This window comes from Mycobacterium sp. E3198, from assembly GCF_001667015.1.
Classification (GTDB): Bacteria; Actinomycetota; Actinomycetes; order Mycobacteriales; family Mycobacteriaceae; genus Mycobacterium.
Genome location: NZ_LZIS01000181.1, coordinates 49,441 through 74,245, shown reverse-complemented (window position 1 = coordinate 74,245; position 24,805 = coordinate 49,441). Strand labels below are relative to the sequence as shown.

Annotated in this window: 32 protein-coding genes and 1 pseudogene; 16 read left to right on the top strand and 17 right to left on the bottom strand. The window is 66.6% G+C overall.

What is annotated here, in order from left to right; all coding sequences use genetic code 11:
• Positions 1-7: 7 nt before the first annotated feature.
• Positions 8-568 carry a PadR family transcriptional regulator gene (locus A5673_RS19990; RefSeq protein WP_068236266.1) on the top strand — a complete coding sequence of 187 codons (561 nt, stop codon included), beginning with the start codon at positions 8-10 and terminating at the stop codon, positions 566-568.
• On the opposite strand, the gene A5673_RS19985 is transcribed toward A5673_RS19990, so the two are convergent.
• On the bottom strand, positions 565-939 hold the full coding sequence (locus A5673_RS19985; protein ID WP_369806503.1) for a hypothetical protein: 375 nt from the start codon (positions 937-939) through the stop codon (positions 565-567). The genes A5673_RS19990 and A5673_RS19985 overlap by 4 nt on opposite strands.
• A 146-nt stretch (positions 940-1,085) precedes the next feature.
• Here A5673_RS19985 and A5673_RS19980 point away from each other — a divergent pair, with 146 nt between their 5' ends.
• From A5673_RS19980 to A5673_RS19960, 5 genes are all read left to right on the top strand, one after another.
• The gene (locus tag A5673_RS19980) at positions 1,086-1,301 is read left to right on the top strand and encodes an acyl carrier protein (RefSeq protein WP_068236260.1); all 216 of its coding nucleotides are present in this window, start codon (positions 1,086-1,088) and stop codon (positions 1,299-1,301) included.
• A 37-nt stretch (positions 1,302-1,338) separates the two neighbouring features.
• The gene (locus A5673_RS19975) at positions 1,339-1,590 is read left to right on the top strand and encodes a hypothetical protein (RefSeq protein ID WP_068236258.1); all 252 of its coding nucleotides are present in this window, start codon (positions 1,339-1,341) and stop codon (positions 1,588-1,590) included.
• 101 nt (positions 1,591-1,691) lie between these two features.
• Positions 1,692-2,267 carry a hemerythrin domain-containing protein gene (locus A5673_RS19970; protein WP_068236255.1) on the top strand — a complete coding sequence of 192 codons (576 nt, stop codon included), beginning with the start codon at positions 1,692-1,694 and terminating at the stop codon, positions 2,265-2,267.
• 3 nt (positions 2,268-2,270) lie between these two features.
• Complete coding sequence (locus A5673_RS19965; RefSeq protein ID WP_068236252.1) at positions 2,271-2,795, top strand: nuclear transport factor 2 family protein; 525 nt, start codon at positions 2,271-2,273, stop codon at positions 2,793-2,795.
• Positions 2,796-2,803: 8 nt separating this feature from the next.
• Positions 2,804-3,697 (top strand): hypothetical protein, encoded by an 894-nt coding sequence (locus A5673_RS19960; RefSeq protein WP_068236248.1) that lies wholly within the window; start codon positions 2,804-2,806, stop codon positions 3,695-3,697.
• A gap of 12 nt (positions 3,698-3,709) precedes the next feature.
• On the opposite strand, the gene A5673_RS19955 is transcribed toward A5673_RS19960, so the two are convergent.
• Both A5673_RS19955 and A5673_RS19950 read right to left on the bottom strand, forming a co-directional pair.
• Positions 3,710-4,213 carry a hypothetical protein gene (locus tag A5673_RS19955; RefSeq protein ID WP_068236244.1) on the bottom strand — a complete coding sequence of 168 codons (504 nt, stop codon included), beginning with the start codon at positions 4,211-4,213 and terminating at the stop codon, positions 3,710-3,712.
• A gap of 109 nt (positions 4,214-4,322) precedes the next feature.
• On the bottom strand, positions 4,323-5,207 hold the full coding sequence (locus A5673_RS19950) for a cyclopropane mycolic acid synthase family methyltransferase (protein WP_068236241.1): 885 nt from the start codon (positions 5,205-5,207) through the stop codon (positions 4,323-4,325).
• Positions 5,208-5,450: 243 nt separating this feature from the next.
• On the opposite strand from A5673_RS19950, the gene A5673_RS19945 reads away from it, so the two are divergent.
• Positions 5,451-6,809 carry a wax ester/triacylglycerol synthase family O-acyltransferase gene (locus tag A5673_RS19945; protein WP_068236238.1) on the top strand — a complete coding sequence of 453 codons (1,359 nt, stop codon included), beginning with the start codon at positions 5,451-5,453 and terminating at the stop codon, positions 6,807-6,809.
• A gap of 82 nt (positions 6,810-6,891) precedes the next feature.
• On the opposite strand, the gene A5673_RS19940 is transcribed toward A5673_RS19945, so the two are convergent.
• The 8 genes from A5673_RS19940 to A5673_RS19905 all read right to left on the bottom strand — a co-directional run bounded on the left by A5673_RS19940 (position 6,892) and on the right by A5673_RS19905 (position 13,395).
• Positions 6,892-7,350 carry an ATP-binding protein gene (locus A5673_RS19940; RefSeq protein WP_068236235.1) on the bottom strand — a complete coding sequence of 153 codons (459 nt, stop codon included), beginning with the start codon at positions 7,348-7,350 and terminating at the stop codon, positions 6,892-6,894.
• 118 nt (positions 7,351-7,468) lie between these two features.
• A complete protein-coding gene (locus A5673_RS19935; RefSeq protein ID WP_068236233.1) occupies positions 7,469-8,287 on the bottom strand; it encodes a formate/nitrite transporter family protein in 819 nt (272 codons plus the stop codon).
• A 98-nt stretch (positions 8,288-8,385) separates the two neighbouring features.
• On the bottom strand, positions 8,386-8,808 hold the full coding sequence (locus A5673_RS19930) for a nitroreductase family deazaflavin-dependent oxidoreductase (protein WP_068236230.1): 423 nt from the start codon (positions 8,806-8,808) through the stop codon (positions 8,386-8,388).
• Between the two features lie 53 nt (positions 8,809-8,861).
• The gene (locus tag A5673_RS19925) at positions 8,862-9,935 is read right to left on the bottom strand and encodes a GGDEF domain-containing protein (RefSeq protein ID WP_068236227.1); all 1,074 of its coding nucleotides are present in this window, start codon (positions 9,933-9,935) and stop codon (positions 8,862-8,864) included.
• 77 nt (positions 9,936-10,012) lie between these two features.
• A complete protein-coding gene (locus A5673_RS19920) occupies positions 10,013-10,990 on the bottom strand; it encodes a 2-hydroxyacid dehydrogenase (protein ID WP_068236224.1) in 978 nt (325 codons plus the stop codon).
• Positions 10,991-11,028: 38 nt separating this feature from the next.
• Positions 11,029-12,240 (bottom strand): NAD(P)/FAD-dependent oxidoreductase, encoded by a 1,212-nt coding sequence (locus A5673_RS19915; protein WP_068236220.1) that lies wholly within the window; start codon positions 12,238-12,240, stop codon positions 11,029-11,031.
• A 4-nt stretch (positions 12,241-12,244) separates the two neighbouring features.
• Complete coding sequence (locus A5673_RS19910) at positions 12,245-12,433, bottom strand: ferredoxin (RefSeq protein WP_067153738.1); 189 nt, start codon at positions 12,431-12,433, stop codon at positions 12,245-12,247.
• Complete coding sequence (locus A5673_RS19905) at positions 12,430-13,395, bottom strand: metal-dependent hydrolase (RefSeq protein ID WP_082958847.1); 966 nt, start codon at positions 13,393-13,395, stop codon at positions 12,430-12,432. The genes A5673_RS19910 and A5673_RS19905 overlap by 4 nt, the downstream gene beginning before the upstream one ends.
• A 217-nt stretch (positions 13,396-13,612) precedes the next feature.
• On the opposite strand from A5673_RS19905, the pseudogene A5673_RS29230 reads away from it, so the two are divergent.
• A pseudogene (locus tag A5673_RS29230) lies at positions 13,613-13,729 on the top strand (LLM class F420-dependent oxidoreductase); the annotation flags it as partial.
• Between the two features lie 19 nt (positions 13,730-13,748).
• Here the strand turns inward: A5673_RS29230 and A5673_RS19900 are convergent.
• On the bottom strand, positions 13,749-14,273 hold the full coding sequence (locus A5673_RS19900; protein ID WP_068236216.1) for a phenolic acid decarboxylase: 525 nt from the start codon (positions 14,271-14,273) through the stop codon (positions 13,749-13,751).
• Positions 14,274-14,457: 184 nt separating this feature from the next.
• On the opposite strand from A5673_RS19900, the gene A5673_RS29650 reads away from it, so the two are divergent.
• From A5673_RS29650 to A5673_RS19870, 7 genes are all read left to right on the top strand, one after another.
• The gene (locus tag A5673_RS29650) at positions 14,458-14,625 is read left to right on the top strand and encodes a hypothetical protein (protein WP_197518432.1); all 168 of its coding nucleotides are present in this window, start codon (positions 14,458-14,460) and stop codon (positions 14,623-14,625) included.
• A 9-nt stretch (positions 14,626-14,634) separates the two neighbouring features.
• On the top strand, positions 14,635-16,077 hold the full coding sequence (locus A5673_RS19895) for a phospholipase D-like domain-containing protein (protein WP_068236213.1): 1,443 nt from the start codon (positions 14,635-14,637) through the stop codon (positions 16,075-16,077).
• 104 nt (positions 16,078-16,181) lie between these two features.
• Positions 16,182-16,820 carry an NAD(P)-dependent oxidoreductase gene (locus A5673_RS19890; RefSeq protein WP_068236210.1) on the top strand — a complete coding sequence of 213 codons (639 nt, stop codon included), beginning with the start codon at positions 16,182-16,184 and terminating at the stop codon, positions 16,818-16,820.
• A 64-nt stretch (positions 16,821-16,884) separates the two neighbouring features.
• Positions 16,885-17,358, top strand: a complete 474-nt coding sequence (locus tag A5673_RS19885) for a MarR family winged helix-turn-helix transcriptional regulator (RefSeq protein WP_068236206.1) — start codon at positions 16,885-16,887, stop codon at positions 17,356-17,358.
• Between the two features lie 137 nt (positions 17,359-17,495).
• Complete coding sequence (locus A5673_RS19880) at positions 17,496-17,864, top strand: DoxX family protein (RefSeq protein WP_068236203.1); 369 nt, start codon at positions 17,496-17,498, stop codon at positions 17,862-17,864.
• A gap of 9 nt (positions 17,865-17,873) precedes the next feature.
• On the top strand, positions 17,874-18,296 hold the full coding sequence (locus A5673_RS19875; RefSeq protein ID WP_197518431.1) for a hypothetical protein: 423 nt from the start codon (positions 17,874-17,876) through the stop codon (positions 18,294-18,296).
• Complete coding sequence (locus tag A5673_RS19870; RefSeq protein WP_068236201.1) at positions 18,293-19,831, top strand: multicopper oxidase family protein; 1,539 nt, start codon at positions 18,293-18,295, stop codon at positions 19,829-19,831. Before A5673_RS19875 ends, A5673_RS19870 begins: the two co-directional genes overlap by 4 nt.
• 14 nt (positions 19,832-19,845) lie before the next feature.
• On the opposite strand, the gene A5673_RS19865 is transcribed toward A5673_RS19870, so the two are convergent.
• The 3 genes from A5673_RS19865 to A5673_RS19855 all read right to left on the bottom strand — a co-directional run bounded on the left by A5673_RS19865 (position 19,846) and on the right by A5673_RS19855 (position 21,577).
• On the bottom strand, positions 19,846-20,319 hold the full coding sequence (locus A5673_RS19865; protein WP_068236198.1) for a GtrA family protein: 474 nt from the start codon (positions 20,317-20,319) through the stop codon (positions 19,846-19,848).
• A gap of 95 nt (positions 20,320-20,414) precedes the next feature.
• Positions 20,415-21,131: a hypothetical protein gene (locus tag A5673_RS19860; protein ID WP_156748408.1), complete on the bottom strand. Its 717-nt coding sequence runs from the start codon at positions 21,129-21,131 to the stop codon at positions 20,415-20,417.
• 80 nt (positions 21,132-21,211) lie between these two features.
• Complete coding sequence (locus tag A5673_RS19855; RefSeq protein WP_156748406.1) at positions 21,212-21,577, bottom strand: hypothetical protein; 366 nt, start codon at positions 21,575-21,577, stop codon at positions 21,212-21,214.
• Between the two features lie 128 nt (positions 21,578-21,705).
• Between A5673_RS19855 and A5673_RS19850 the strand changes: the two genes are divergently transcribed.
• Positions 21,706-22,737 (top strand): fused (3R)-hydroxyacyl-ACP dehydratase subunits HadA/HadB, encoded by a 1,032-nt coding sequence (locus tag A5673_RS19850; protein WP_068236190.1) that lies wholly within the window; start codon positions 21,706-21,708, stop codon positions 22,735-22,737.
• A gap of 158 nt (positions 22,738-22,895) precedes the next feature.
• On the opposite strand, the gene A5673_RS19845 is transcribed toward A5673_RS19850, so the two are convergent.
• The gene (locus A5673_RS19845) at positions 22,896-23,378 is read right to left on the bottom strand and encodes a DUF4262 domain-containing protein (protein ID WP_068236188.1); all 483 of its coding nucleotides are present in this window, start codon (positions 23,376-23,378) and stop codon (positions 22,896-22,898) included.
• Between the two features lie 457 nt (positions 23,379-23,835).
• Complete coding sequence (locus A5673_RS19840) at positions 23,836-24,660, bottom strand: serine hydrolase (RefSeq protein WP_068236185.1); 825 nt, start codon at positions 24,658-24,660, stop codon at positions 23,836-23,838.
• Positions 24,661-24,805 lie beyond the last annotated feature (145 nt).

Genomic DNA, 24,805 nt, shown 5'->3' with positions numbered 1-24,805 from the left:
TGTCGCCGTGTCGCTGCGTGACGCGGTGCTGGCCGCCCTCCTCGACGGTGAGGCGTCCGGATACGACCTGGCCAAGAGGTTTGACGCCTCGGTCGCCAACTTCTGGATGGCTACCCCGCAGCAGCTCTACCGCGAACTCGACCGCCTTGCCGAGCAAGGGTTGATCCAGGCGCGCGTCGTGCAGCAGGAACGCCGGCCCAACAAGCGCATGTTCTCGCTGACCGAGGCCGGCCACGATGCGATCCGACAGTTCACCGCCCGGGCGCCGAAGCCCTCGGTGATCCGCGATGATCTCGCGGTCAAGCTGCTCGCCGCCGATGCCGGTGACGCGCGCGCCGTCCGTGACTTCACGGCGGAGCGACTGCAACGAGCGAAGACGAAACTTCAACGCTACGAACGGATGCGCGCCCGGATGCTCGACGGCCGCGGTGAGAAGGAGTACCTGGCTCAGAACGAGCGGGTGGGCCCCTACCTGACGCTGTTGCGCGGAATATCGTTCGAGGAGGAGAACATTCGATGGGCCGAGCGTGCGCTGAGGATTCTGGACGGCCGTCTCTCGCCGCGCTAAACCGTGGTGTCCGCCGCGTCGCCCGGGTACTGCCGGCCGATCAGCTCGTCCTGACCCACCTCCGGGACGTTCCCGTCGTCGTCGGTCCCCGCCCGCTTGGTCGGCTTCTTCTCCGACGGCTTCTGCGGCGCCGGACGGTCCGCTCCTCCCGGGGCGCGGTGACCGTTGTGCGTCGCCGACCCGGTCGACGCGCTGACCGTCTCGATGGCCTTCTCCGTATACACGCGATAGCCGAAATTGGGCAAATAGCCATGGATTTCGGGGGTATCGAGGTCACGCATGAACTGCAGGATTTCCCGGCTGAACACCTGGCCCGGCACCAACACCGGAAATCCCGGCGGGTAGGGCGTGACATACGTCGCCGAAACGATGTCCGCCCCGGCGTCCAGCCGTTCGAGGATCTGCGCGCCATGAGTTATTCACAATTGGGATCCGTCCCGACGGTCATCGGTTTAGCGGGGCCGGCCACGGGTAGGCCCTTTGGACGCGTTGTTCAAGCGACCGAAGGAGGATTACCGTGGCGACGGGGGAAACCGGCTTCGACGATGTGACTTACGATCTTGTCTCGGTGCAGTACCACTCCCTGAAGGCCGGGCACGACTACGGGCAGTATGTGCGTGACGCGAAAAACGCCGGGCTCGACGACGTCGCGTCATTCTTCGAAGAAGTGATGGCCGAGGATTCCGAGCGCGCGCAGCGCTGTCATGAGCTGCTGGTGCAGCTGACCAAGTAATGCAACAAGATTGGCGGCATCGGCTACCGTCGATGGCATGACTGAAGCTTCCGCAAACGACCGAATCGACGACGTCGCTGCGGGCGATGTGATCACCGTCGACCGCGGCGCCGGCGAACAGCCATACAAGGTGGTCTTCAAGGACCTCACCGACGGCCGATACCTCGTCACGCTCGAGGGTGGGGGGGAGACCTTCCAGCTCGACCTGGCGCCCGGCACCCCCGTCAGGAGAGCGCTGGCGTCGAAATGGGAATCGGCGCAGAGCCCCACACCCCGCTCGGAGAATTGACCCGCCGTCGCGCTGTCGCGGGCTGGCCGGTTCTGCCAGCATGGAGACCACGGCCGCGGATCCGCAGCGGCCGGTTAGCGCTCGTAGACGCGGGAGTTCGAATGGCTGACATCACCACCTTGATCCGCGCCGACCACGACTGGTTCCGCCAGCAGTTCGCCAGGCTGGACTCGCTGCGCGGGCGGGAATCCGTCGACCAGTGCGCCCTCGAGCAACTGTGGCGTCCACTCGCCGACAAGCTCGACGTACACGCCTACATCGAGGAGAAGATCTTCTACCCGCAGCTGCTCAAGCGGGGGACCGGCGATCCCGAAGGCGAGACCCTCGATGCGATCGGCGATCACAACGACATTCGCGACGGGGTGCGCGACGCCGACGCGGCACAGGTCGGCACCGAGGAGTGGTGGGCCGCCGTCGCGCGCACCAGAGAAGCCAATGACGATCACATGGGCGAAGAGGAACGGGACGGGTTGCCGGATTTCCGGCGCAGCGCCCCGATCGGCCTTCGCGAGGCGCTCGGGCGGCAATACGGCGAGTTCATGGCCGAGCATCCCACCACCGAGGGATTGTCAATCGCCGACCGCGATCCCGAGCGCTACGTCGAGGACGTCGAGGGCAAGTCGTCGTCGAACCGCGCGGACTTCTCGCTTCGGATCGGCAGCCTGAAGGGTCAATGAGCCATGGCGAGCACCGATACCGACGTCGTGGCGATCACGCAGTTGCTCAACCTTTACGGGTTCGCCGTGGACAGCCAGCGGTGGCAACTGTTCGACTCGATCTTCGCCGTCGATGTGGCGGCGGACTACGGGGCGTCGTCGCGGTGGAGCGGTCTCGCGCGGTTCAAGGCGGACTTCGCCGCCTATCACGATCCGTTCGATGCCACCCAGCACACCATCTCCACCCACGTGGTCCGCGCGGAGGGGGATGTGGCGCACAGCTTTTGCAATGGCGGCTGGCGGCTGGTGCGAAAGGCCGCCGACGCCGGTGCCCTCTGGGACGGGACGGGCTGGTATGACGACGCCTGGCGGCGCACGCCCGCCGGCTGGCGGATCACCCGGCGGACGTGCCGCATCGCCTGGTGGACGGGCAACCCGCTGGTCAACGAGACGGTCCCCGGGGTGAAGTTCGACCTGACCACCACCGCCCTGCGAGCCGAAGCGGCCGCCGGGCGGGTCGGTGTCCTCGGGCCCGCGCCGGGTGGTTAACTGCGATCGTGCGCAGAGACCCGGGATTGGCGCGACGCTTCTTCGATCGATACGAGCCGGTGCATGCGGTGACCTACTTCGCTCCGGAGGCGCGGGCGGCCCTGGACGGGCTGGGTTACCGGGGCTTCTGGATGGGCTATTTCGCCGCACGGTCGGCGCCGCTGGGCATGGTGCCGCGCGAGGTCGTCGCCGCGGTCTTCTATAACTTCGCACCGGAGCGGGTCGCCAAGGCCCTCCCGGCCGCGTGGGAGATCGCCCCTCCGGAGGCCGCGCTGCGCGCCCGACAGGAATCCGCCGTCGCGGCGCTGCGCCGCTATGGCGTGGTACCCGATGAGAATGTGGCTGCGGCAGCGGAATTGGCGGGGCGGGCGGCGCGCGAGGCGCCGCTCGACGGGCGGCCGCTGTTCGCCGCGAACGTGGCGTTGCCCTGGCCGGAGGATCCGCTCGCCGCGCTGTGGCATGCGGCCACGCTGTTGCGCGAGCACCGCGGCGACGGGCACGTGGCCGTGCTGGAAGCCGCCGGTGTCTCGGGCCGGGAATCCAACGTCTTGCATGCCGCGGCCGGCCGGGTCCGGGCCGACTACATCGCCCGCACCCGCGACTATGACGAGGCGGCGTGGCGGCACTACGAACAACGGCTGGCAGAGCGCGGTCTGCTCGACGACGACGGGTCGCTGACGGCGGCCGGCCGCCAATTGAAGGACCACATCGAATCGAGCACCGACACGCTCGCCCTGTCGGCGCTCGACGCACTCAGCGACGACGAGGTGGAGACGCTGTTCCAGGCGCTCAGCGCGATCACCCGGGCGGTGATCGCCAGCGGCGATATCCCCGCCGCAACTCCGATGGGCTTGCGTCGCGACGACTTGGACGACGGCAGCGCGCACCTGGCCGGCAGCTAACCGGCGGGACGGTTATCGGGCGCTGACCGGTTGGGCCACAACCTGATCCATCGGCGATCCGCTGCCGTTGGCCACGTCGCGGTCGGCCACGGCGGTAGCCAGCGCCGTGCCGTTCCTGATCGTCCCGATGATGGAGACGTGGTCGTTGATCGCGAAGTACGAAGCGGCGCTTGCCGATCGTCCGCCGTTCGTGATGAAGGCGGTGTTCGGGGTGACGAGATAGGTCTGGGTATACCCGTCAGCGCTGCGCGCGGTCACCGAGTCCGCCGACACCGCGATCACGGTCCCCTCCTGGCGCACCGGCTGTGAAACCGGCGCCGGCCCCAAAGTTGCCTCCACCGTTGGCTTTTCGGGCTCGGCCGTGTTGGTCACCAACGCGGTCAGGCTTGCGGCGCACACCACCGCGCCGGTGACGATGTCGCACACGGTGGCCACGCCCCACACTCTGCGCGCCAGCTTGCGACGCGCCCACAGCCTCTGCTCGGACGGCCCTGTCATGCGGTGCTTGGCGCCCACGGTCAATCCTTCCTTCGGTTTTGCGCCGACAAAACGTCGGCGCCTACCGAATCAGGTTGTTGCTCGTGGTGTTACCCGCAGCGCTGCGCCGGTAAACCGCGCGGCACCGTCAGCCCTTGGCGAGCGTGAACTGCGCCACGTCGGTGTAGCCCTCGCGGAACAACTCGGCGCACCCGGTGAGGTACTTCATGTACCGGTCGTACACCTCTTGGGACTGAATTGCGATGGCGTCGTCGCGGCGTGCCTCGAGCGCGGCCGCCCAGGTGTCGAGCGTGCGGGCGTAGTGCAGGCGCAACTGCTGGACCCGCTTGACGGCGAAGCCGGCATTCTCGGCGTGCTGCTCGACCGCCGTAACGTTGGGCAGGTCGCCGCCCGGGAAGATCTCGTCCATGATGAATTTCATGAACCGCAGTTTGGTCATGGTGATGGGCAGCCCGCGTTCGGCGAACTCCTTGTCGCTGGGCTTGATGATGGTGTGCAACAGCATCACGCCGTCGGCGGGCAGCGCCTCATAGGCCATCTTGAAGAACTCGGGGTAGCGGTCGCGTCCGAAGTGCTCGAAGGCGCCGATCGACACGATGCGATCCACCTTGTCGTCGAACTGCTCCCAGCCTCGCAGCAGCACCCGCTTGGTGCGCGGGCTGGGATGGCGGTCCAGGCGTTGTTGCACGTGCGCCTGCTGATTGCGGCTCAGCGTGAGGCCGACGACGTTGACGTCGTAGCGTTCCAGCGCGCGAACGATCGTCGTGCCCCAGCCGCACCCGATGTCGAGCAGCGTCATGCCCGGTTGCAGCCCGAGCTTGCCCAGTGACAGGTCCACCTTGGCGAGCTGTGCCTCTTCGAGCGTCATGTCGTCGCGTTCGAAATAGGCACAGCTGTAGGTGCGCGTCGGATCCAGGAACAGCGCGAAGAAGTCGTCGGAGAGGTCGTAGTGCGCCTGCACGTCCTCGAAGTGCGGCTCCAAACTGGCGCCTTCGCTCTGATCTTCGGGCACGGCACAACCCCTGACGTGGACTTTGTTGGTTCTCAGCGGCGTGTGATCTCAACCGCGCGAGTTGCTGGGCCATCAGTCTATCCGGCCGCGTGACCGCGCCACGAATCGTCGGTTTCGCATGCGGAACCGGAGCCGTCACATTCTCCAGGTGTGGGCGACGCTCGCCGTGGCTAATTGAAGGGGGGAGCCGTGTCGTGTGGACGGTGCGGACCCACGGAACGGGACTGAATAGGGAGGCCGATCATGGAACCGATATCGCCGACGGATGCGCTGTTCCTGATCGGAGAATCCCGCGAACACCCGATGCATGTCGGATCCCTGCAGCTCTTCCAGCCCCCCGACGACGCCGGGCCGCACTTCGTCCGCGAGTCCTATCAGGCGATGCTCGGGTGCAGCGATATCCAGCCGACCTTCCGCAAACACCCGGCGTTCTTCGGCGGCCTCACCAACGTCGCGTGGTCGCTCGACAAGGACGTCGAGCTCGACTACCACCTGCGCCGCTCGGCCCTGCCCGAGCCGGGGCGGGTCCGCGACCTGCTGGAGCTGGTCTCGCGGCTGCACGGCAGCCTGCTCGACCGCCACCGTCCACTCTGGGAAGCCCATCTCGTCGAGGGACTGCAGGACGGGCGGTACGCCGTCTACACGAAGTACCACCACTCCCTGATGGACGGCGTGTCGGCGCTGCGGCTGGTGCAACGCGCCTTCACGTCCGATCCCGACGATGACGAGGTTCGGGTCCCGTGGGACCTGCCGCCGCGTCAACGCGCGGGCCGCGGGAAGCGGCCGTCGCTGCTCGAGCGGGCCGGCCGGACCGCGGGATCGGCGTTCGCGTTGGCGCCGTCGACAGTGCGGCTGGCCCGGGCCGCGCTGCTCGAACAACAACTGACCCTCCCCTTCCGGGCGCCGCGCAGCATGTTCAACGTCCGGATCGGTGGTGCCCGACGGGTGGCCGCACAGTCCTGGTCGCTGGACCGCATCAAGGCGGTGAAGTCGGCCGCCGGGGTCACCGTCAACGATGTGGTGCTAGCCATGTCCGCCGGAGCGCTGCGGGCCTACCTGATCGAACAGAACGCCCTGCCGGACGCCCCGCTGACCGCAATGGTTCCGGTCAACCTCCGCAAGGACGACGATGACCGTGGCGGCAACATGGTCGGCACCTTCCTGTGCAACCTGGCGACCGACCTCGACGACCCGGCGCAGCGGCTGGAAACCATCAGCTCGTCGATCCGCGACACCAAGGAGGTTTTTACCCAACTGCCCCCGGTGCAACAACTGGCCCTGTCGGCGTTCAACATCGGTGGGCTGTTCTTCGGGCTGATTCCCGGGTATCTCTCGACGGCCTCGCCGCCGTTCAACATCGTCATCTCGAACGTCTCCGCCGGGCCGGCCGAGCCGCTGTACTGGCGCGGCGCCCGGTTGGACGGGAACTACCCGCTGTCGATCCCGCTCGACGGGCAGGCCGTCAACATCACCGTCACCAACAACGCCGACAACCTCGACTTCGGTCTGGTGGGCTGCCGCCGCAGCGTCCCGCACCTGCAGCGGCTACTCGGTCATTTGGAGACGTCGCTGAAGGATCTGGAGCGCGCCTTCGGGGCGTGAGCCTGAGATAACGCGGAAAGCAACGGATTTCGGCCGCCTGTCTGTGTGGGCGCCCGGACTGCCCGCAGCGAACCCGTAAGGGTCAAACGTTGTTGTCCGTCAACGCAATGTGATCCGTCGCGTAGTTCAGGCACACCGTGGTCCCGCCGGGACGGGTGTTGATGGTGCAGTGATCGGCCAGCGCGTGCATCAACATGATGCCGCGGGACGCATGGGGGTCGTTGGGTTTCTTCGGCGACGGCCGATGCCAGGTTCCGCGATCCCTGACGCTCACGCTGATCGATCGTGCGGCGGGATCGTAGGCGGCCTGCAACTCCATGGTGCCGGCGGCGTGTTGCTTGCGGTACGCGTGCTCGACGCAATTCGCGAGCGCTTCGCCGGCGCCCAACAGGACGCTGTCGCGAACATCTGCGGACACGTCGGCCACCTCGCGCAACCAAACGCGCAGTGCACGACGCCATTCGGTTGCCGTCACGGCGTCTGCCGCCCCGGCACGGTCGAATCGCGCCGGGGTGGCGGCCATCAGCGCATCGGCAGTCATGAAAGGTGCATACCCAGTTGTCCTCCGAGCGATAACCCGTCCGTGTATCGCTTGGGCCACAGATTGCGCTCATCTGAGATCGCGAATGCGGCACCGTGTTTCACGCCGACGGGCCCGTTCATGCGGCGTCCACGGCTGCGCGTTCCTCCTGCAGCCGGTCCTTGCTGCGCAGCAGCCGCAGCAGCGTCACGAGACCGAGTCCACCCACGACATTGCCGGCCGCGGTGTAGGTGAACCACCCCAGCCAGTCGAGGTAGCCGAACGGCGCCCGGCCCGTGACGAGCGCGCCGAAAATCAGCAGCGAGTCGAGGATCGAGTGGAAGATTTGCAGGCCGGCCAGGAGGAATCCCGTCGCAACGGCCGCGGCGATCTTGCCGGGCACCGACTCGGTGCCGTGTTGCATCCGGGTCATCAACGTGATCGCCATGCCCCCGAGGACGGAGAGCGCGAGGGTTCGGGCCGACAGGGGCGCCGCGGCGAAGTGGCTGGCCGATTCGACGGTCTGCGCATGCAGCTGGGGGAAGCCGGTCATGATCAGCCACATGATCACCCAGCCACCGACGAGGTTGGCCAACAGCGTGCCGCCCCACAGCCTGAACAGCTGCCGGAGGCTGGCGCGCTTGGCGGCCACGGTGACCACGGGCACCAGGAAACCTTCGGTGAACAACTCGCTGTGGCCCAGCAGCAGCGCCAGGAACCCGATCGAAAACGCCAAACCCGCCAGCAAAGGCTGCCCGGTGGCGGTCAGCACGGAAAGGTAGGCGAGCACGCCCAGCGCAACGTCAGTACCGCCGAAGAAGCCGGTGACCAGGAGAGCGCGCCAGGTGCGGTGCATCCGCTGGGTGCCCTCGCTCAGCATTCTGCAGAACGCGTCCTCGAGACGGTCCTCGATTGGGCTGTCGTATTCGCCGAGCCGGCGTTGAATCGTCTCACTCATCCTGGGTCCTCACGGCCTGCCGTGAATACCCCGCTCATCGACGGACAACGCCTGCGCTGGAGTGTGACGTTCGTTATAGCCGGGTGGCGCGGCGCCGGCTATTCGAGCACGAAGACCGGGATCTGCCGGGCCGTCTTCGTCTGGTATTCGCCGTACGGCGGAAAGGCTTCGACGGCCAGCCGCCACCACTGCTCCCGCTCGGCGCCGTCCAGCTCGCGCGCGGTGAGCGAGACCACCTTGTCGCCGTCCTGCACCGTCACCGCCGGGTTGGCCTTGACATTGAAGTACCACGAGGGGTGGGCGGGGGCACCGCCCTTGGACGCCACCATGGCGTAGCGGCCGTCCTTCTCCACGCGCATCAACGGCACGTAACGCCGCTTGCCGGACCTCGCCCCCGTCGTCGTGACCAAGATGACCGGCCGGTCGAGGATCTCGACCCCGTCGGTCGTCCCCTGTTTCAGGATTTGCTCGGTCTGTTCGCGCACCCAGCCGGTGGGGCTCAGCTCGATCCCGTCGGTCATGGCCTTGCCAACGCCGCCGCAGGGCCTATCCATTCCCGGCCGGGTGTCATTGGCTACCCCGCGGCCCGGCGAACCAACGCCGGATAGTGGCACACCCGATTGCCGCCGGCGCGTTTGGCCTCGTACATGGCGGCATCCGAGGTGCTGATGAGGTCGTCGATGAGTTGCGTGTCGGCTTGCCAGCTGTCCAGCGCGACGCCGGAGGTCCCGATGCTGGCCGTGATGGGGAAGGGAACCGCGGCGATCGCCTGGCGTAGCCGTTCGGCCATCCGCATCGGGTTGGGGCTGGTGTCGGTGTCGACGATCACGAATTCCTCGCCGCCCACCCGACCGATCACCGCGGAGGGACCGCAGTTCTCTTCGAGCGCCCTGCCGACCGCGACCAAAGCCTGGTCGCCGACGGCGTGGCCCTGCGTGTCGTTGACCTTCTTGAAGTCGTCCAGGTCGATCACCGCGATGACGAGATATTTGTCCGCGGCCCGGCCGTGCAGTGTCAGCAACCCATGCACCGCGTCGTAAAAGGAGCGGCGATTGCGCAAGCCCGTGAGCGAATCGCGGTCGGACGTTCGGAGATCGCTTCGCAGGGTATGCACCACGGACTGGATCCCGAACGGCACCCCGATGTTGAGTGCCAGCACGGTAACGAAACCGGCACCGATCAGCGCGGCGTCCCCCGTGGCAAGGATGAATCGGTGCGCCAGCGTCACCGCGCAGAGCGCCGCCACGCCGAAGTTCGCCAGCACGTAACAGCCGGCGTGGAAGTACGCGATGAAGCCGCCGAGCATCGCGAACATGGTGCATCCCATCAACCCCGTGTAGGGGTTGGACAATCCCAGACACGTTGCGGCGATGGCGGTCATCGCGCCCAGTGAAAAAGCGATCGATTGTCGTCGGGTTGGCCAGTGCACCAGCCAGAGGGTCGCGCCGGCGAATCCCAGCACCGAGATGACGACGGACGCCGCCCGGGAGAGCGCGGTGTGCGGTCCGGTGGGGCTCCACAGCATCAGCAGCGGTAGGGCCGCCTGCGATGCGGTGAACGCGAATGTCGCCCTCTGCCAGACGGTTTGCAGGCCACGGGCCTTCAAATAGGCGGTGACCCATTCGTACTGATCGGTTTGCTTCACCATCGACGGCGCTGGCCGGATGCCGGGTTTGTCACGTGAAGAATTAAAGACCAACCACGATAAAGTGCAAACTCGGCGGCCTAGTGATGGTGCCGCCGGCGCGGGCGCAATACCGGCGTCACCAGCTCTCCGGTGTCGAGGAAGCTGTCGAGGTTGCGGATCGCGAGCAACGCCATCGCGCGGCGGGTCCGCGCCGTCGCGCTGCCGATGTGCGGGAACAGCACCACGTTGTCCATGCGCAACAGCTCCGCGGGCACATGCGGTTCGTCGACGAACACGTCCAGGCCCGCCCCGGCCAGCGCGCCCCCCGCGAGCAACTCCACCAGCGCTTCCTGATCGACGACACTGCCGCGCGCGATGTTGATCAGGTAGCCCTCGGGACCCAACGCCTCGAGGACGGTGCGATCGACCAGCTTGCGGGTGCCCTGATCACCCGTCGCGGCGACCACCAGGACATCGACCGACTCGGCCAGCTCCGCCGCCGACCCCGCATAGCGGTACGGGCACCCCTCAACTGGGTGGCGGTTGTGATACGCAATGGCACAGTCGAAGCCGAGCAGCCTGGTCGCGATGGCGGAGCCGATCCTGCCCAATCCCAAGATCCCGACCTGCAGGCCGCTGACGTCCCTGGCGTAGGGAAAGCGGCCGTCGCGCGCCCATCGTCCCGCCCGCACGTAGCGGTCGGCGGCGCCAAACCGCCGCAGCGTCATGAGGATCAGACCCAACGCGGTATCGGCGACGGAGTCCGTGAGCACGTCGGGGGTGTTGCTCACGCCGATGCCGCGGCGCTCGGCAGCCCGCACGTCGATCGCATCCACCCCCGCCCCGTAGTTGACGATCGCCTCCAGGTTGGGCAGCGCCCCGATGATTTCGGCGTCCACGCCGGGCGGGCCGGAGGCCACCACCACGCGGATGTCGCCCGCATGCCCCTCCAGAAACCGGGCGCGCTCCGGCTCCTCGGGAAGCGAGGGGGCCTCGTAGCGCTGGGCCAGCTCCTCGGCGAAAGTGGGCTCGAACCTGCCGATCCTCAGCACCGCGTTGGTCTTGTGCACCGTCACGCGTCCATCATGACGATGCGCAAGCTCCCGCGCCTTGGTTACTCCGGCCGCTTGGGCGGAAACTCGGCGCGGTTGGCGATGGCGTCGCGGTAGGCGTACACCCGGTTCGGGATCGTGCCCAGCACCGCGATGGTGCGGCCGCCACGGCCGTACGCGGCGAGGAACTCCCACGCGTCGGGATCGCCTTCGACGATATCGACCGCGTCGTAATCGGTTGGCACCCCGAGCATTTGCACCTTGACGTCATACTGGTCGGACCAGAAGTACGGCAACTCGTGGTAGATTTCCGCGCGGTCGGGGCCCCTCAACAGCGTCCTGGCCGCCGCCTCCCCCTGCCGCCCGGCGTCTTCCCAGTGCTCGGTGCGCAGGTGCCGCTCGTAGAGCGGATGCCACCAGCGCGCCACGTCGCCGGCGGCGACGACGGCGGCGTCCCCGATGTCGCCTTCCACCGCGCCCGCGCCGTCGCAGACGACCCCGTCGTCCACGCGCAATCCCGACCCGTCGAGCCAGTCGGTCACGGGAGTGACACCCAGGCCGACGATGGCGACGTCGGCCGGAACCCGGGAACCATCGGTCAGCCGGACCGCCTCCACCCGTCCGTTACCGATGAACGAGTCGACGCCCACCCCGACCCGCACGTCTACGCCGTGCTGACGGTGCAACTCGGCCCAGCGCGGCGCCAGCTCCTTGCCCAAGGCGGCCAGCAGCGGGCTGGTTGCCTTTTCGATCAGCGCGACCTCCAGCCCGATCGATCGGCAGCTCGCCGCCACCTCGGCGCCGATGAACCCGCCGCCGACCACAACCACTCGCGGGCGCGCGCCAAGTCGTTCCCGGATGGCCAGGCAGTCCTCGACGGTGCGGAGCGTCAAGACTCCCTCCGGAACCGAGCCGGGCCATTGCCGCGGCGCCGCGCCGCTGGCAATCACCAGCCCGTCGAATGGCAATGACAGATCCTGGTTTTCGTCGCGCACATGGAGCGTGCGCGAGGACAGGTCCAGCTTGATCGCCGACGCGCCGCGCAGCACCCGCGCCTCCAGCTCGAATTGCGGCGCCAGGTCGACGCCCGCGCGGTGCACCTGGCCGGTGAGCAGTTTCTTGGAGAGCGGCGGCCGGTGGTAGGCGGCGTGCCGCTCGGCGCCCACGATGGTCAAGCCCGCGTCGTAGCCACCCTGGCGCAGGGCCTCGGCAGCGCGCGTCCCCGCCACGCCGCCACCGACGACGACAACCTCCTTCAGCTGACGGCTCGGCATCGGATCACTCCTTCACCGTGATCGCCTGGGTGGGGCAGGACACCTCGGCCCCGATCAGCTGCTGACGCAACTCTTCTGGCGGCTCCGCTTGCAGCACGTGGAGTCCGTCTTCTTGCACGTCGAACACCTCGTGGCAGATGCTCATGCACACGCCGTTGCCGTCGCAGGTGTCGAGATCAACCGAAACCTTCATCGAACCTCGGCCTTCCGTGCTCCGTTGCGGGAAGTCTCGATCCCCTGGGATTGATCGGGTGACTTCCCTTGGGACAACGCTCGCTCTCGGGCGGCTTTCGCCACCGGCGAGTAGTTCAGGTAGTCGACCGCCATCTGGGTGGACGCCTCGTCGTTCGGATGGTGGCTGGGCCGCAGATACCGGACCGGCGTCGTCACCATCAGCTTCCACGGGCCCGGCAACCGGTACTCGCGGGCGGCCCAGAGCCAGTCCCGCCACCGCCACTTCTGGTCGATCGTCGGGTCGTGGGCCATCAGGTAGCGGGCCCCCGCGACCCACCAGGCGATGAACAACGGCGTGGTGAAGAACATCGAGAACGCCCTGATCCAGTAGTTCCCACTGACGTGCTGGAAGACGTCGTACACCAGCGCGCGGTGCTCGACCTCCTCGGCGCCGTGCCAGCGCAGCAGGTCGAGCATCATGGGGTCGGCCTTGGCGTAGTCCAGGCCGCGGTTCGACAGCACCCACTGGCCCAACATCGCGGTGTAATGCTCCAGTGCCGCCACATCGGCCAGCCGTCGATACAACCACCAGCGCTTCATGGCCGGCGGAAACCACTTGGGGGCATCACCCAGCGTCCGCGACAACAGCCTGCCGAGCCGGTCGGTGTACGGCTTGGTGTCGATGCCCTGCTCGGCGAGGTGGTCGAGCACGATCTGGTGCGCCCAGGCGTGCCAGGATTCCTGCTGGATGAACGGCTTGATCGCCGCCTCCAGCTCCGGATCATCGACCAGCGACGACGCCTCGAGGACGGCCTTGATGAAATGCCGCTCCCCCTCGGGCAGCAGCAGGTGCAGCACATTGATCATGTGGGTCGAGAACGGGTCGCCGGGCACCCAGTGCAGCGGCGTTTCCGACCAGTCGAACCGGACCATCCGGCGGTACTTCGGATGTCCCTCGTGGTGAAGTTGGACCTCGGGCATCAGCTGCTCCTCCCGCCGACGGGCCGTCGGCTCCCCTGTGGAATTGCGGGAGCGGTCGATCCGTCGGCGGAGCGCAGGCCGCCAACTTTGCGACCGTCCACCCGGCCGGGTACCCACACCGTCGCTCAGTCATGCGTACCGGCGGTACCGGGTTCCCTGACAGTTCGCTGAACAGGCGTTTACTGATTGATTGCGGGCGGCGGAAGCGATCCCGGTGGACATCGCCGCCTGGCGGGCCGCCGGGGCCACGCACCTCTCGGTGAACACCATGAGCGCCGGCCTGGCGACCCTCGACGACCACCTCGCCGCGCTGGAGCGCGTCGCCGCCGACTGAAGTAGCGGCGGTCAATCCGTCAGCCGGTGCGGTCGGACCACCCAGGGGGCAGGGCGTGGGGCGCCGTGTCGATGACGGTCTCGTCGTCGACTCCGACGTACTCGTACAGGGTGATGTACGCGAACTCGGGGACTTCGTAAATGGGGTAGGTGGGCCCCTCGTCGCGGTAGGCACGCATCTCGTCGAGGTGCTCGTTTTGGAAGCAGACGGTGCGCTCACCGTGCACGCGAATCCACTGCGGGAAGAAGATCACGCCGTGCAGGCGGCGCTTGCCGGGCAGGATGTTGACAACCACGCAGGTGCCGGTCGGCTCGGTCCAGGAGAGTTTGAAACTGTCCTCGTCGAGCTGGACGAGGTGGACCTGCTGGCCTTTGACCCACCGGCCTCCGACATGTCCGGAGTGGATGCGGTAGTCGATGGTGGTGGCATTCTTGACATACATCTCGTACTGCCAGCCGTTGGCATACGTGTAGATAAAGCGGTGCCCGGCGATTCCCGAAAGGTCTTGTGGTGGAATCGGATTGGTGACGCTGGTAGTTGCCATTCCGCCACCCTATCGGCGATTGGTGCTCGAAGACGGCGAACCCTAAGTATCCATCCGTGGCGAGCGGGTACCGAGGGCTATAAGTCGCCGGCGATGTGCCATCCGCCACGGTCCTGTTTCGAATGGGGCGATTCGGGAGATTCTCTGAGAAAAGCACAAGTCGGAGCTCTCGAGGAGATGTCGCGTGGATCAGCAAGTCAACATCGACCCGCCACCCGCGCCCGAGGACGCCAGGAAGGCGACTGCCGAGCAGCGCGAATTGCAGGAAAAGCTGGAGCACCAAGACGACGACCCGCAGGGTCCCGGCCTGCACCAGTCACGCCAGGACCTCCCCGACGAGAGCACGCGATAGAGCGGTTCCGTGCTGATCACCGGCGAGACGTGCTGGCGTGTCGACTGCGCTGATCAGTTGGGCGTGATCGTCGACGCGGCCGACTATTTCCGGCACGTGAAGTCGGCGATGCTGCGCGCCAAGCATCGAATCATGCTGGTCGGCTGGGACTTCGACACCAGGACGACATTCGAACCGGAGGGGAAGAAACTCGCCGGGCCCAATCAGTTGGGCGCCTTCCTCTACTGGCTGCTCTGGCGAAGACCGGAACTCGAGATTCACGTGCTGAAGTCCAACCTGCGCCTGCTGCCGATGTTCGACGGAATCTGGTACGGCATCACCCCGGTGTCGGTGGTGAATCGGCTCAGCAGCAAGCGGTTACGCCTGGCCATCGACGGGGCCCGGCCGACCGGTTCCGTTCACCACCAGAAGCTGGTCGTCGTCGACGACGTCGTCGCGTTCTGCGGGGGCATCGACCTCACGCTGGATCGGTGGGATACCCCGGAACACAAGCATCACAATAGGTTTCGGCGCGCGCTTCGCCGCGGGTACGGTCCGCGACACGAGGTCGCGGCCGCGGTGGACGGCGTCGCGGCCGCCGCGCTCGCCGAGGTCGCTCGGGATAGGTGGCGGGCCGCGACCGGGCAGCCGCTGGACCCGATCGACGGCGCCCACGCCATTTGGCCCTCCGGTCTGCAGCCGGTCCTGCGCCACGTCGACGTCGGCATCGCGCGCACGTTGCCCGCGCTGGACGATCGTGACGAGGTTCGCGAGGTGGAGGCACTCAACCTCGCGGCGATCGCCGCGGCGCGCCACACCATCTATTTGGAGAACCAGTACCTGGCGGCCCGGCGAGTCGTCGAGGCGCTGGCCGACCGGCTCAGAGAACACGATGCCCCGGAAATCGTCATCGTGCTTCCCCGCCGGGGGCTGAACCGCCTCGAGCGGGAAACGATGGACGGCGCGCGCCACCGGCTGATCCAAGAGCTCTGGGCAGCCGATGCGCACCGCCGGCTGGGCGTGTACTGGCCAGAGACCGACGGCGGGGCGCCCATCTACGTTCACTCGAAGGTGCTGATCATCGACGATCGGCTGCTGCGCATCGGTTCGTCGAACTTCAACAACAGGTCGTTGGGCTTCGACAGCGAATGCGACATTGCCATCGAGGCGGACCCCAATGTCCAAGCGCACGAACCCATTCGACGGGTGATCAGATCGGCGCGGGAACAGCTCGTATCCGAGCACCTGGGCGTGTCCGTCGACCAGTTCGGGCGGCGCCTGCGGGAGGGCCAGAGCTTCCTGGGGACCGTCGAGGCGCTTCGCGGGCAGGGCAAAACCCTGCGGCGGTTCACCAGCCGGACGGTGATCGACGAGCATAGCCCGCTGGCCGAGAACGACTTAATGGATCCCGATCACGTCCCGCGGTCGCTGACCCGCAGCATGCGGCGGTTGCTGGCGAAACTGTCGCAGTGAGGGCCGACGCCTCTATACCACATCTGTGATTATCATGTATTGTGACGATCATCCATCTGGCATAGGTGTCGGTGGGGCCATGGTCTTCGAGGAGGCGGTCGGCGATGCAGATTACGGTGTTCGGAGCTACCGGCGGTGTCGGCAAGGAGCTCGTCAAGCAAGGCCTCCAACGCGGTTACGCGGTGACCGCCGTCGTCCGCGATGCCCGGCGCCTGCCTGTGACGGGTCCCGGGCTCCGCGTCGCCACAATCGCCGCGCTCGACGACCCCGGCACGCTGATTCCCGTGATCCGCGCAAGCGACGCAGTGCTTTCGGCATTGGGTCCGCGCGGACGAAAAGACGGGCCCGTCGTCTCGTCCAGCACCCGCGCCATCGTGTCCGCCATGGATGCCTGTTCGACGCGACGTTTTATCGGCGTCAGCGCCGCCCCCGTCGGCCCGATGGCCGAGGGCGAGGGCCTGGTGAATCGCTGGGTGCTGCTGCCCGTCGTGAAATCCATTTTCCGGAACGTGTACGCCGACCTTGCGGAGATGGAAGCTTTGTTGCAGGCCAGCGATATCGATTGGACGGTCGTGCGCCCGCCGCGGCTGGTCGACAAGCCCATCGCCGGCCGCTACCGAACCGCCTTAGGCGCCAACGTCGCCCGAGGTTCCGCGATTTCTCGGGCCGATGTCGCGCACGCCATGCTCGAAGCCCTGCCGGCACCGCAGACGTTCCGGCATGCGGTCGGCGTCGCGTACTGAGGAAATCCGGCCCGCATCGCGACTGTCCAAGTTTGTGATAATCCCGGCGAGGTAGCCTGAGCCGATGAGTGAGCAGCGCGCCGGTATCGCCGAACTCGACGAACGCATCCCGTTTCTGCTCGCGCAGCTGGGGTCTCACGTCAGCAGCGACTTCCAGCGCCGACTGGCGCCGATCGGGGCCGACCCGCGCACCTACGCGGTACTGGTGGCACTGGCCAGCGACGACGGTCAGTCGCAGCGCCAGCTGTCCGAACGCCTCGGCATTCACCGCAACGCCATGGTCACCGTCATCGACAACCTCGAACAACAAGGATTGGCCAAGCGGCTGCCCCATCCGGACGACCGGCGCGCGGTCGCGGTCACCCTGACGGCCAAGGCCCGCCGCCTGCTGCCGGCGCTGCGCGAGCAGGGCCGGAGCATCGAGGACCAGATCACCGCGCCGCTGTCGGCCAAAGAACGCGCCACCCTGCGCGGGCTCCTGCAACGCGTCGCCGCCGGAGCGGGGCTCATCCCGGGAGTGCACCCGCAGCTGGCGTGACCACCTGCGGCTTCCCATCGACACTCGAAACGGCTCCGGGCACTGACGGTTTGCCCGACAATTGAATTCAGATGCCCCTTGGCACGACGTATGATTGTCATATATCGTGATAATCATCTGCTGTGATTGGAGGGGACGTGCACACCTCATATCTCGTCATCACGTACATCGCGATCGCGTTCGACGGGTTCTCGGGCATCGCGGCGCTGGTTCATTTCGCGCCGATCCTGCCCGGGATGGCCAGCGCGGGCGTACCCGTGTCATGGCTGAGGTTTCCCATCGGAACCCTGAAGACACTGGGCACCGCGGGACTCATCGTGGGCCTGTGGGTGCCGGCCATCGGAATCGCGGCCGCCGCAGGGCTGGTCGTCTTCTTCGTGTGCGCCGTGTACACCCACGTACTCGCCCACGACATCACGGGTCAGATGATGTTCGGCGGATTCCTGCTCGCGCTCAACTGCGCAGCGCTGGCGGCCGCCATCGCCGCCCATCCGACGGTCCTTTGAGCAGCCGACATGCCTGACACGGCGAGCACCCGCACCCGTTTCCCGCTGCTGTTGGCGCGCGGCAGCACCGCGCTGTTGGCACTGCTGGCGGTGGCGCAGGCGACTTTGGCCGGCAACTTCCTCGGCGGGCAATACGACGCGCTGATGTGGCATGCGATCGGGGCAAGGGCCATCACCATCGCCTCGGCCGTCCAGGTCGCGGTCCTGGCGTGGGTCTGGCGCGCCGGTGGTCCGCGCGCGCCCTTCTTCGCGGGCGCGGTGCAAACCTTGCTGCTCGTCGCCGAATTCGCCACCGGCGAACTGCATTACGTCGCGGTGCACGTGCCCCTTGGTGTCTTGTTGGTGGCCGGGATGGTGCAGCTCACTGCGATGGTTTGGCGCACGCCGCTGCCGGCACGCCCGGTCGTCGAGGAAGCCGCGGTGGCATCGTGAAGCGACGCACCATGCTGAGCATGGGCCTGGCTACCGCGGGCGTCGGCATCCTCGGCGCCGGATGGCCGGCGGTCCAGACGGCGCTGGGGCCGGCCGAGCCGGGCAGGCTGCTGCGCAGCCGGGCCCCGCTGCCGCCGTCCTACCAGGTGCCGCTGCCGATACCCAAGCAGCTGATGCCGGTCGCCGGCGATGCCGCGGCCGACTACTACACGATCACTCAGCAGGTGGCCGACCTCGCCATACTGCCCGGCCTCACCACGCGCGCCTGGACGTACGGGGGTACGTTCCCGGGGCCCACGATCGTGTCGCGCTCGGGCCGGCGAACCGTGGTCCGCCACGACAACGCGCTGCCGGTGCCGGTGGTCGTGCACCTGCATGGGGGCCACACGCCACCCGAGAGCGACGGGTATCCTCTGGACCTCATCGCGCCGCGGGCTACCAACATGGGCCACGACGGCACGTCCGCCGAAATGGGGCGCAATGTTGTTGTGGGGCAACGGGAGTACGCCTACCCGATGCAACAGCGGGCGACGACGCTGTGGTATCACGACCACCGCATGGGCTTCACGGGGCAGGCGGTGTGGCGCGGCCTCGCGGGGTTCCACCTCGTTCGCGACGACGAGGAGGATCGGCTCCCGCTCCCCCGGGGTCCTCGTGACGTTCCCTTGATGATCACCGATCGATCGTTTGCCGCCGACGGCTCGTTCCAATACCCCGCCACCGACGGCGGCGCCGTGGCCGAGCCCTACATGAACGGCGTCCTGGGGGACGTCGTGTTGGTCAACGGGGCGCCATGGCCGGTGCTGGAAACCGACCCGGCGCGGTATCGATTCCGAATACTCAACGCGTCCAATGCCCGCCGCTACCGGCTGCAGCTTGATCCGCAGCCGGCCGGGGGATCGGCGTTCGTCCAAATCGGCAGTGACGGTGGCCTTCTCCCGAGCCCCGTGGCCCACGACGTCGTCGACATCGCCCCGGCGGAACGCTTCGACGTCGTCGTCGACTTTTCCCGGTACCGGCCCGGCACGCGGGTGCGCCTGGTGAACGCGCTCGGGACGCAATCCGCCGCACAGGTCATGCGCTTCGATGTCGTCGGCACGGATCGCTCCGACGAATCGACTGTGCCCCCGCGCCTCAGCGACAGCTTCGGCCTGCTGGACCGCCGCGGCGCTACCACAACCCGCACCTTCCTGTTCGGGCAAGGCCGCGACGGCCTGTGGACGATCAACGGCAAGCCCTACAGGCCGGGTGTTCCCCTGGCGACGCCCCGACTCGGCGAGCTCGAGATCTGGCGCTTCATCACCGATATCCGGCACCCAGTCCACGTTCACCTCAACCATTTTCAAGTCTTGTCACGCAACAACAAGCCGCCCGGCCCGTACGATCGCGGCTGGAAAGACACCGTGGATGTCGCGCCGGCCGAGGCGGTCGAGGTCATCGTCCGATTCGACGACTATCGCGGCACCTATCTCGTTCATTGCCATAACCTCGAGCACGAGGACATGGCCATGATGGCCGACTTCGTCACCGTGTGAGGGTTCCGGCGCCCTCAGCGCCGGAACACAACCCACCTCATCGCGCTGTACATGTACACCGCTTCGCAGACGCCGGCCACCAGCCGCGACAACTGGTATTGCAGGCCAAGCGCCGTCAATACGCTGGACACTCCGAGGATGAAAGCCAGGTAGTTGACGACGACGACCACCGCGTAGACCGCGACCTGTGGTCCGACCGGCGCGTGAGACCGAAAGTTGAAGGTGCGGTTGAGGAGATAGCTCAGGGTGAAGGCCGACACGTAGGCGATGGTGACGGCGACCGGAACCGGAAGGCCCAGGGCGCCGCGCAGGGCCGTGAGGATCGCGAGATCGATGCTGAACGTGACGCCGTTGATGAGGCAGAAACCCAGGAATGTCGGCGCGATGACCGATCCGAGCCCCCACGGAAGCCGGTCGACGACCGCCTCGCAGAACCGATGGAATCGGTCGACCGGTCGTGATCGCCTGGCACGCAATTCGGCTCGCACACGGGTACGGTCTCACGGCCAGGTATCGACCGTGTGATCAGTGGGCCAACTCTCCGCGGAAATTGCCGCGAACCGGACCGCCCGGCCGCTGGGGTCTAGTCGTGGTTGCAGGCCTCGCCCACGAGGTTGATGGCGCGGTAGCTCTTGCCCCGGCCGCTCGCAGCCGGGCCGGAAATGATCATCGTTGCGTCAACCGGTGTCGACCATGAAGTCTCGGCGCCGGTGAAACAGACGCTGGGAACCAGCAGGGTCGCGGTGATCGCCTTCGGACCCTCACCCTTGAGGTTGACCATGACACAGCGGCCGTCAAGGTCGGGCACGTCGCCCGTACGGACGTCGTTTTGGTAGAAGTCCAGTGAGCGCTGCCTGTCGCTATACCACAGGACCCGCTCTTCCTTGAGGTCGCCGAACGTGAAGTACGCGAGGGTTACGCCCCCTCCGGTGAGGTCGTAGCGCAAGGCTTCCATCACCGCCTTCGAGCTGCTGCTCGCCGGCTCGATCACCGCGAACTTGGCTCCCGACAGTTCGAGCAGCCCGATCAAATCGCCAAGCTTTCGTTGATACGCCGCGTCGGACAGGTCGTTCGAGTAGACGGTGTGTGTGCGACCGCCGTCGGCAATGGTCGTCTTGTACTCGACGAGGTCGGCTCCGCCGGGCTTGGTGATGGTGATCGGTAAGCCATAAAAATTCAGTTCGGAGACGAGAGCACCCATCCGGCGGGCGGAACCGTGCGGCACTCCCGCCATGTCGACGGGCCCGAGCCGCTCAGCTCGCCCTACCCAACCGCCGCACCGTTCGATCGTGACTTCCATCGCCGCCCTTCCGTCGCGGTACTGGACGCGAACAGCGTGTCACTGCGAGGGACACGCCACATGCGTAGTCGACTACTCGATCAACTCGTCTTCCGCTGCGCCGTACCCACCCGCATCGGGCGATCCCAGAAGTCGTCGAGCTCGACCCGGGCCTGCTGACGAGGCCTTCGCGGGTAAAACCGCGCCTGGTTGTAGGTCTCGGGGCAGGAGTACTTGTGCAGCCGCAAATAACGTGCGGGCCAGCGCTTCTCGCGGGCGCAATCGAGGTCGATGACAAGGCGCGTTCGGCGGTCGATCCCGAAGCGATTGCCCTGATGGCTTTCCGTCGTCGGGAACATCGCCGCGTCGAACAATCCCCACCCGCCGTAGGCCGTCTTCAGCCACACCGTTTCTTCACCACAATGACCACATGGCGCGATCGTGGACGGTTGTTCCCAGCTCGGCACAGGCCGAAGTGTAAAGAGCAGCACCGACGGCGACCGTCCGACACGGCGTGTTTGGCTCTGGTTTGCGCACGTTAGTGTGCTTGGGTCGGCCTCATCGAAACAAGCCGATAGAAAAGTTGAGCAATTTGATGACCGCAGCTACCGCCGCGTCGGCGCTCGAATCGCGGGTCGGCCATTACTACCAGATGGACGGCACCTATCTGGTCGGCCGCGAGAAGGTTCGCGAATACGCCCGTGCCGTGCAGGACTATCACCCCGCGCACTGGGACGTCGCAGCCGCCGCTGACCTGGGCTATTCCGGCCTGGTGGCGCCGCTGACGTTCACCTCGGTCCCCGGCATGATGTGCAATCGCCGGATGTTCGAATCGGTGGTCGTCGGCTACGACACCTACCTGCAGACCGAAGAAGTCTTCGAGCAGCATCGCCCGATCGTGGACGGCGACGAACTGCACATCGACGTCGAGCTGTCGTCGGTGCGCAGGACCGCCGGCAGAGATTTCATCACCGTCACCAACACCTTCACCGACGCCGAGGGCGAGCGGGTCCACACCCTGCACACCACCGTCGTCGGAGTCACGGCCGAAGATGTCGATCCGGCGATCAAGGCGGCCGCGCCGAAAATCATGATGCACGACGTGGACCTCCTCGCCATCGCCGAGTCGAGTGCGGGATATGAGAAGACGGTGCGGCCCGCCGGCGACGTTCGGATCGCCCAAGGAAGCACCACCCGCACACCGGGCACGCCGTCGTTCGAGGACGTGCAGGTCGGCGACGAGCTGCCGGCGCATCACGTCCGACTGTCGCGGGGCGACCTGGTGAACTATGCCGGCGTGGCCGGCGACGCCAACCCCATTCACTGGGACGAGGGCATCGCCAAGCTGGCTGGGCTGCCCGACGTGATCGCCCACGGAATGCTGACGATGGGCTTGGGCGCCGGATTCGCCTCCGCATGGTCGGGCGACCCCGGTGCCGTTACCCGCTACACGGTGCGGCTGTCTCAGCCGGCGATCGTGTCGGCCGCCGAGGGCGCGGACATCGAGTACAGCGGCCGGATCAAGTCGCTGGACCCGGACACCCGCAGCGGTGTCGTCATCGTCGGCGCGAAGGCCGGCGATCGGAAGATCTTCGGCATGGCGACGATGAACATCCGCTTCCGCTGATCCGGCGGCCATAGGGAATGTGGCCGATCGTGGTGCCGTCGGTGAATCGTGGTGGGTGCGGTGCGGTTCCAGCGGCGTGCCTGCCCGCGACGATGGCCACTATCGCGGTCGAAATGGGGCCAAGAACGGCACGGCAGGGTGCCGTCAGCCGGAAGGGTTTAGGCGGCAGAGCCCGGGCAGTCCGCACGGATGCCGAGCACGGGCTGCCGGCGCCGGCCGTGCCCCCACCTCGCGTCCCACGGCCAACGGCCCTTATCGTCAGCCCACACCAACTGCAGGGCACGAACCCGAGGGCCTAAGAGCGCGATAGCGAACTTCAAATGGACATCGGGGTGCTCGACCTCGACGACCTCGATGGGAAACCTGTCTTTGTAGTCGATATGCATCGCCGGTGCGAGCACCGTGCCGTCGTCGACGATCATGTGCCCAATGGAATTCAGCACGCGACAGGCCGTGTCGGCGGGCAGACCCGTCATCAACAATTCGGGTAGCCCTCGACCGTGTAACCCGATCGTGTAGGCGAACGGTCTGTTCTCGCTCTCGACGTACTGAACCGCCCAACCGTGGTCGCGGATCGTTCCACGCAGCACGTCGAGGTATTCCTCGGTTGTGCCGCCGGGGTTGTCGCATTGCCAGCACACCGCAGCTCCCTTTCGTAGTAGTTGCACACCAGCATGCGCGTACCCTCCGACAAGTTCTCGGACGCGGCACCGCCAAGGCCACGGCATCGGCTCGGGGTGAGTGAAGCAGTGAGGATGCACCGGGCAAGCGAGATTTCGTCTCGCGCAGGCGGTTGAAATCAGCTCCCTCAAAGGCGAATGTCCAACGGCGGCCCTATACAGGGACGGCTTCGGCGTAATCGAACGACACGATCCGTCTGGCACGAAGGGCAGGCGCACCAACTGTGCCTGAACGTCATCGAGGTCAGTGCCGTGCACAATGCCTACCGCGCCTTGGCCATCGGTGCGTCGATAGGCAGCCGATACCACACCATCCGCCTGCGCTGACCGGACGGCACTCAGGTTAGTTGACGTAGGACCGCAGGTCGGCTTCGCCCGTCCGGGCGTTCACTGAAACGCGGCCCCATTCGGACCATTTTCACGAAGCACTTTCGATCATGGTCCTCATCGTCATGCCGATCTCATGCATTCCCGACAGCACCGTGTCTCGGAGGTCGGGGTCCGCGGCATCCCAATTGGCGATCACCGCGTAGTTGAGCCAGACGGAGCTTCGCCCGATCGTCCCGGCATCTGCGCTGACCCCGGCGTCAGCACCAGTTTTGTTACGAACAAAGAACTTTCGATCCGACGGCGGATGGGCCAACGGATCGAGCCCGAACGCGGCGGCGACCATGGACAGGTCTACCGATGTTGCCAGCCAGGCGTTCACCTGTTCGGAAACCGCTGGCGATATCAGCTCTTTGCGGGCCAGCTGACCCATCAGGCGCGACAACTCGGATGCCGAGCCTGTCGACAGCGTCGCCGGGTCGTCTGGGCCGCGGTGATCTCGGACGTAGTCGAGCAACGCCGTGTGGACGAGGCCGAGGGATTCGGCAAGAGCGCGAAGCCTGCCCAAGCCCACGCGCTTCAGCAGGACATTTGTCGCCAGGTTGTCGCTGACGCTGGCGATCAGAACGCAGAGATCCTCGATCGATAACCTCTTGACGGCAAGGTGCTGCCAGATTCCCGAGTCGGCGACGAAGAGGTCTGGATCCCGGCCGAGCACGGTTGCGCCACTGAGCTCGCCCGCTGCGCACTGCTGTGCGACCTCGACGAGTAGCAGCAGCTTGCCGACGCTCGCGGTCTTCATCGGACGGTCGGGATTGTGGGAGGCCAATACGTGACCGTCGCCATCCCGAATGCAGACCGACCAATCGATGTCGGCGCTCGCGCCTAGGACGTCGTCGATCGATCGCTGGAGCACCTCAAGCCCTTGGGGTGGTGGCGTCGGAAGTTCTCTGGAAATCGTTGTCCTGACTAAGAATTCTTTGACAGGGTGCAACTCTGCTCGTCACGCTTCGTTACATCTCGACAATAGCTGCCGGTTCTCACTTCCCATCTCATATCGC